The 6,980-nt window shown below is 55.2% G+C and carries 8 protein-coding genes; 2 read left to right on the plus strand and 6 right to left on the minus strand.

What is annotated here, in order from left to right:
- The first annotated feature begins 21 nt into the window (after window positions 1-21).
- The gene (locus AAAX34_RS05390; RefSeq protein ID WP_349110319.1) at window positions 22-957 is read left to right on the plus strand and encodes an FAD-dependent oxidoreductase; all 936 of its coding nucleotides are present in this window, start codon (window positions 22-24) and stop codon (window positions 955-957) included.
- 155 nt (window positions 958-1,112) lie between these two features.
- On the plus strand, window positions 1,113-1,724 hold the full coding sequence (locus tag AAAX34_RS05395; RefSeq protein WP_349110320.1) for a DUF1836 domain-containing protein: 612 nt from the start codon (window positions 1,113-1,115) through the stop codon (window positions 1,722-1,724).
- Window positions 1,725-1,797: 73 nt separating this feature from the next.
- Here the strand turns inward: AAAX34_RS05395 and AAAX34_RS05400 are convergent, their stop codons facing one another.
- The 6 genes from AAAX34_RS05400 to AAAX34_RS05425 all read right to left on the minus strand — a co-directional run bounded on the left by AAAX34_RS05400 (window position 1,798) and on the right by AAAX34_RS05425 (window position 6,648).
- Window positions 1,798-2,664: a DegV family protein gene (locus tag AAAX34_RS05400; protein ID WP_349110321.1), complete on the minus strand. Its 867-nt coding sequence runs from the start codon at window positions 2,662-2,664 to the stop codon at window positions 1,798-1,800.
- Window positions 2,665-2,829: 165 nt separating this feature from the next.
- A complete protein-coding gene (locus tag AAAX34_RS05405; protein WP_349110323.1) occupies window positions 2,830-3,957 on the minus strand; it encodes an NlpC/P60 family protein in 1,128 nt (375 codons plus the stop codon).
- Between the two features lie 32 nt (window positions 3,958-3,989).
- Window positions 3,990-4,520, minus strand: coding sequence for an adenine phosphoribosyltransferase (locus AAAX34_RS05410; protein WP_349110325.1), 531 nt, complete (start codon window positions 4,518-4,520; stop codon window positions 3,990-3,992).
- A gap of 40 nt (window positions 4,521-4,560) precedes the next feature.
- Window positions 4,561-5,439, minus strand: a complete 879-nt coding sequence (locus AAAX34_RS05415; RefSeq protein WP_161115805.1) for a MerR family transcriptional regulator — start codon at window positions 5,437-5,439, stop codon at window positions 4,561-4,563.
- Window positions 5,440-5,442: 3 nt separating this feature from the next.
- Window positions 5,443-5,877 (minus strand): FHA domain-containing protein, encoded by a 435-nt coding sequence (locus AAAX34_RS05420; protein ID WP_006236002.1) that lies wholly within the window; start codon window positions 5,875-5,877, stop codon window positions 5,443-5,445.
- Window positions 5,878-5,943: 66 nt separating this feature from the next.
- On the minus strand, window positions 5,944-6,648 hold the full coding sequence (locus AAAX34_RS05425) for a CDP-alcohol phosphatidyltransferase family protein (protein ID WP_040359866.1): 705 nt from the start codon (window positions 6,646-6,648) through the stop codon (window positions 5,944-5,946).
- Window positions 6,649-6,980: the final 332 nt, after the last annotated feature.

Raw genomic sequence — 6,980 nt, forward strand, 5'->3', positions numbered from 1 at the left:
CTTTCGACAGGAGGTCTCTTCATGACTACCCATCAGCCGATCGATGTTGCTATTATCGGCGGCGGCCCTGCGGGCTATGCCGCAGCCATTTATGCGGCGCGTGCCAACCTAACGACGACTGTGATTGAACAGGGCATGTCGGGAGGACAGATCGCCACAACCAATGAGGTCGAGAACTATCCGGGCATTCCGCTGCTGAGTGGAGCCGAGCTTGGCGAGCGTTTTCAGCAGCATGCAGAGGGCCTGGGAGCACAGGTTGCATGGAGCATGGTTACGGGTATCGATTACGATGCCGATTCAGCGCTGTTTACGGTACATCACGATACGGGCGATACGGTTGCCTCGAGCGTTATCGCTTGCATGGGTGCCACGCCGCGATCTGCGGGTTTTGTTGGCGAGGATACGTATCGCGGTCGTGGCGTTTCGTATTGCGCGACGTGCGACGGCATGTTCTTTCGTGGCAAGCAGGTTTTTGTTATCGGCGGCGGCAATGCTGCCTGCGAGGAAGCCCTGTTCTTGTCAGAAATCGCCAGCAGCGTGACCATCGTTTTGCGCCGCGATCAGTTCCGTGCCCCTGATGGCGTGGTTCAAAAGGTGCTCGCAAAAGATAATATTTCAGTTAGGTACCAAACTAGTATTGTCGAACTATCGGGCGAGGCTATGCCCACGACTATCACGTTTAAGGACAACGCTACCGGTGGTACCTATTCTGAGTCCTTTGATCCTGGTTCGTTTGGCATTTTTGTCTTTGCTGGCACGCAGCCGCATACCGAGCTTGTAGAGCATCTGGTGGATTTGGCGCCCGACGGCGGTATTTTGACCGACGAATCGATGGCCACCCGCACGCCTGGCTTATTTGCTGCCGGCGATATCCGTTCCAAGCGGTTACGCCAAGTTGTGACCGCTGTTTCTGATGGAGCCATAGCGGCTACCAGCGCATACGCTTTTCTACGCTGATAAGTACGATAATATATCTTATGTAAGGTTGTTGTCTTAAACAAAGTGGTTGGACGGTGCATCAATGTGCTGTCCAACCACTTTTACTTGCCGGCTATGTGGTATGCAAAACTAGATAACGTAGAATACAATATAGATATGAACGGAGGACCTTTATGAACCACGTTAAACACGTCATTCCGATGTCTGATTCTTCGATCAGCATTAAGCCTGAGGATATTCAGCCCACTGTGCTGCCCGATGCATTTATTGAGTCCGATATCGTTCGCAACCTCAATACGTTGAGTCTGCCGCGCTATAATCAGTTGCCCAATGTGACGCTCTACCGCGACCAGGTCATTGAGTATGTTGCGCTGTGGATGGAGCCGCTGTCCATTTGCGTTGAGCAGCCCGTCATTACGCCATCGATGATCAATAACTACGTAAAGGTTGGCCTGGTGCCTGCTCCGGTCAAAAAGCAATATGGCCGCGAGCAGATTGCCCGCCTGATCGCTATCTGCATCTTTAAGCAGGTGCTACCTATTGCTGCTGTGCAGGCACTCTTTAACATTCAGCGTTTGAGCTACGATGCTCCGACGGCTTTCGATTATGTAGTCGATCAACTTGAGGCATCGATTCGTGCGGCGTTTTCCGTCGAGCAGACTCCCGTGCCCGATACCGCACATCAGGTTACGCGTGAATCGCTGCTTGTACGCAGTGCGGTATCGTCCTTCGTTTCGAAGGCTTACTTGATGAGCTATCTTAAGTTCAACGGATTTAATAGCTAGCCGACGAATAAAATGGGCGGGACAAAGAGCCATCTGTCGCTTTGTCCCGCCCATATTTTTGCTTGGTTGGACTTTATTTGCCCGAAGCTACGCCCATGCCGTAGCCGATGATGAGGCCGTGCATTTCGGCGTAATAGGAATCCAGGCCGTTGCAGGGCATGATGATGGTCTTGGAGCCGGGCCAATGCTCGACTATGCGGTCAGTAAGCGCCTGGGCTCCAGCTTCGTTCTCAACATGGTCGATGACGACCTCGCCGCCCGTAAAACCCTCGGCTTCCATGGTATCGATGATCTTGTTGAGCATCTTCTTTTCGCCACGCGTGTGCCCGACGAGTTCGATTTTACCGGCCTCGCTCGCCGTGCCCAAAATGCGGATATTGAGCTTGTTGGCAATGACGCCGGCTGCCTTAGGGATACGTCCGGCTTTGGCCAGGTTTTCGTAATTGCACAAGCTGAAGAGGATTTTGCTGCTCTGCTCAAGGCTATCGAAGTATGCGCAAGCGTCCTCGAATGAGACATCCGGATTGCTTGCAAGATAGCGGTCGAACAGCAAGAAAATGAGGTCCATTTTGCCGCCAGCTGCGCGCGAATTGACTAGGTGAATCTGCCGGTCGGGCTCCTCGGCAAGAACCATATCGCGAGCCGTGGCTGCTGCGTTGTAGCTGCCCGACACGCCCTCAGAGATCGGCATGCAGATGGTCTTGTCTGCCAATTTGAAGAGCTCGGCCCACTCCCCTACGCTGGGACAAGCGCTCGAAGAAACGTTCGTCTCCGCCTGAACAGCGCAGTTGAGCTCATGAACATCGAGCGAAAGGTCATCGATGAATTCACGCTCCCCCACTCGAATTTTGAGGGGCGCAAATGCAAAGGTGGTATGGGGCGCGGTTGGTTGCCAATCGCGGAGGTTACAGCTTGAATCTGAGATAAGTGCCCAGCTCATAGAGGGTCCTTTCTAATTGTTCTTCAACAATTATAGCCATCTTGCAAACTGAATGTACGGCTATCTAGTTTTGAATACTAGATAGCCGTACAAGATTAGAGAAAAAAGAATGGACCTCGCGACTTAAAGCCACGAGGTCCACATTCACACGCTGTGTAAGATGACTTAGTAACGCACAAAGATATAGTTATTGTTCATGCCGGCGGCAACGGAGCTGATGATGACACCCGTGTTGTAGTCGGAAGCATGAATCATCTGACCACCACCGATGTAAATGCCGGTGTGGTACGAGTTGACCACAACGTCACCGGGCTGCGGATCGGACACACGCGTCCAGCCCATAAAGGTACCCGTGGTGCCCAGGCGGCAATAGCGACCAGTGAGGCAATAGCTAACAAAACCAGAGCAGTCGAAGCTGTTCGGGCCAATTCCGCACCAGGAATAAGCGCAACCAAGCTTACTGTACGCACGCGAGACAACAGAGCCGCCATCGACGGACTGGCTCGGAACAGAAGGCGTCGGAGCTGGAGCGGGCGTGGAGGGCTGCGGCGTCGGAGCAGGTGCCGGCGTAGGAGCCGGAGTGTTGCCGCCCTGGTTGTTGTTATTGCTGGTCTGGCCACCGTTGTTGGTGTTTTCGGTCGTACCGGCAGTCTCGTTGCTCACCGTGGCCTTCTCGGCGGTACTGGCGTTGATGCCGGCCTGCAGCGCGGCGTTGGCCTCGGCCTCTGCGGCAAGCTCGGCTTGCAGCTGCGAATCCAGGGAGTTTACGACGTTCTGGGCTTCAGCCTGCTGGGCGTTAAGCTCGTCGACCTTCTTTTGCGTGGCTGCGACGTTCTTTTCCTGCTCGGACTGCTTATCGGTGAGCTGCTGTTTAAGCTCCTTGACCTCTTGAATGGTCTGAGCTTGCTTATCGGAGACTTTGCCGTAGTAGAACAGACGGTTGAGCATATCGCTCAGGTCGTCAACGCCCGTTAGAACCTGAAGCAGGCTCAGACCGCCGGTCTTGTACTCGCCGGCGACATAGGTCGAGAGCTTGGCCTGACCGTCAGCAATCTCCTGCTGCTTTTGCGTGATCTCGCCAGCAGTCTGATCGAGCGCCTGCGTCTGCGTGGCGAGCTCATCGTAAATCTGCTGGGTTTGGGTACCGATCTGCTCGAGCTTCGTACGAGCAGCGGCAAGGTCGGATGCGGTATCGGCGTAGGCAGGAGCCGCGAGGCCCAAGCCCAAAACACAAGCGAGGGTTGCCGTAGCAGCGCAGCGTGCCATGTTTTTGTGCGTGTTTGCTGTGCGCATGTAGCTTCCTTTCCAGTAACTAAGGGTAACGGCTAGTCCACCGTCACCAGGCTAAAGAGCTCAACATCGTCGTCAGTCGACGTGAGCTTCTCGCGCGGGTTGAGAAACGCAAGCTCAAGGATACACCCGTAGCCCACAAGCTTTGCGCCCATATCTCGCACCAGTTTACCTGTTGCCTCGACGGTTCCGCCCGTCGCGACCAAGTCGTCCAGAATCAACACGGTATCTTTAGAGCTGATAGCGTCGGCATGGATCTCAATTGAATCGGTGCCGTACTCGAGCTCGTAGCTCTGGCTTACGGTCTCGCGCGGCAGCTTGCCCGGTTTACGTGCGGGAACAAAGCCGGCGCCCAGAGCGACGGCCACGGGAACGCCCACCATAAAGCCGCGAGCCTCGGGACCTACGACCTTGGTGATTCCCATGCCGGCAAAGTGCTCGGCGAGGGCATCGGTCATGGCTTTGAGCGCCTCGGGATTGCCGAAGAGCGGCGTGATGTCTTTAAAGATGACTCCGGGCTCGGGATAGTCGGGGATGTCGACGGTTTGAGATTCGAAGTCGTACATTGCATGACCTTTCAATGGGTTGCCGGATAAGCGGCAGCTGTTACTTGCCCGCGGTGACGGTGCCGGATTGCGAAGGGGCGACGACCTTGAGCGGCTTTACGAGAGAATCCTCGTGTGAAGCCGGCGCGACTGTCTCTTCGTTTTTGGCCTTGGTGGACTCGGAGCGAGTGATTTCCTCATCGAGTGCATCGATGTCGGCGTCCTCGACCACGGCGTTGAGCGACTCAAAAACGCGGTTCTTGAGCAGCGCGGTGTGCACGCCCTCCGTCAGGTCGTGAAGCTTCTTAAACGCACGCTCGAGCTTGGCGTCGCGCTCGTCATCGGAGGTATCCATGCCGAGCATGCTCACAAGCACCTGCTCAAACATCGAGGACTCGCGGTTGGCGGAAGACACGTACTGACGCAGGTTGCGCGGCTCGATATGGAAGCGCGACAGCTCGGAGCAGTAGCGGATGATCGGAAAATCGCGACCATCGACAAGCTCGCGATTCTGCGGACTCTTGATGATGCGAATGAGGTCGTTCTCGGCGAGCGAGCGGATAAACGAAATTTCGACGCCCAACATATCGGGAATGGTCTCGATGGGATGCAGCTTTTGCTTAGTCTCCTTGGGCTCCGTCTTGAGCGGAACATCGGATAGCAAGCCCACCTCGTAGGCGAGCGTTGACAGGTCCGTGGCGTTTTCCAAGCGCTGCTTAATCACGTTGAGCGGCATGTAGCGGGTCTTCTGCAAGTGCAGGATGACCTCCAGACGATCAACGTCCTCCTTAGAGTACTGACGGTATCCCTTAGGCGTACGATGAGGGGTAATGAGCCCCTCATCCTCTAGAAATCTAATTTTTGAGTTCGAAAGATCGGGGTATGCGCCTCGAAGTAGGTTGACGACTTGGCCGATACTCAGATAGTTGCGTTCGGCCATGCCCTACTCACCGGTTTCGATGCGCTCCGGCGTGCTCTCGTGGTAGATGAGCGTAAACGTACCGATCTGAACGGAAGAACCGTCGTGCAGCGGGGCTGCATTGACAATGGCACCGTCGACCCAGGTACCATTGAGCGAGCCCAGGTCCTCGATGCGAGCGCCGAGGCCCTCGCGAATAATGCGCGCGTGGCTGCGCGAAACGGTCATGTCATTAAGGAAGATGCCGTTCGCGGGATCGCGGCCGATGGTGGTCACGTCGTCCTCGAGCTCAAAGGCGGCACCAGTCTGCGGACCCTTGACGATGGACAGGACGGGGGCGGTGATGCGCACGTTGGCCATGAGGTCGGGAACGGTGACGTCGCTTGAAGGCACGCGGAATACGCAGGTAGCGTCAGCAGTCTTATCATTCTGAGGCATATTGTTAACCATGTTGTCCATGACAACCCCTAACTTATCGCGGACGTGCCGCAAATAATGAACCGTACGTAATCATACCCCAACGAATCAGTCTTCGATTTCAGGGTTCAGAAAGTCGATGTCCTCGTCCTCGGGATGCGCGAGAGCCTGTTTAATGGCCACTCCGCCCTTAATGGAGTAGATGACAGCCGTGAGCATGGAGAAGATCACGCCGCCGTACACAAAGAAGATGCCGAGGGGCACCGAGCTTCCGTTGAGGCCCGGGAAGGCCGTAAGGGTTGAAGATAAAAGGTGCAGGCCGTCAATAACGGGGAAACCGAGCAGCATGAGTGAGAAGCCGGTCATGAGCAGCGCCGTGGCAATCTTTCCGGGAAAGACCACATCGATGGGGCGACGGTGATAATGACGCACGATAAGCGTGCCGATGCCCAGATAGATGTCGCGGCCAATAATGAGTACGCAGACCCAGATGGGCAGCTCTCCGCGGACCACCAGTCCAAGTACGCCGGTGAACAGCAGCGCACGGTCGCAAATGGGATCCATGACCTTGCCGAGCCACGAGACCGTCTTAGTCATGCGGGCGATCTGACCGTCCATCCAGTCGGTGGAGGCGGCAACGGCGTAGATAACGATGGCGATGACACGGTTGTTATCCGTCACAAACAGGTACAGAAATACCAGGGTGAGGATCAGGCGCGTAAAGGTGATGAAATTGGAGATCGTAAAGATCTTATTCGACGGGTAATCGGAAGTGCCGATAAGCTCCTTTTTGATCTTCTTTTTGATGCCCACAGGACTCCCCCGCTGGTTAACGACAAAACTTTCGATACTATACCCGTTCCGGCGATGTCTATCCAGCGCAGCCATAGAGAGTCCAGACATGTGGAGGGTGTTGTTGGCGGGGCGGGAACTCACATTTGTGTACATCAGCCTCCAAACATGTCGAAAAATGTCGGTTTTGGAGGGTGATGTACACGTTTTTGTTGCGCGTGTGCATCATCTCATATGTTGCCAACGCTAACGGTGAACCTGAGCGCCCGGGCACATTCTTTGTTGGCTGAAACCGGCATAGCAACTAGCGGAAGGCATCATCGAAGGAGTGTGCTGGAAAGCACCCGTCTCCT

Origin of the sequence: Collinsella sp. CLA-ER-H4 (assembly GCF_040092395.1) — a bacterium.
Lineage (GTDB): Bacteria > Actinomycetota > Coriobacteriia > Coriobacteriales > Coriobacteriaceae > Collinsella.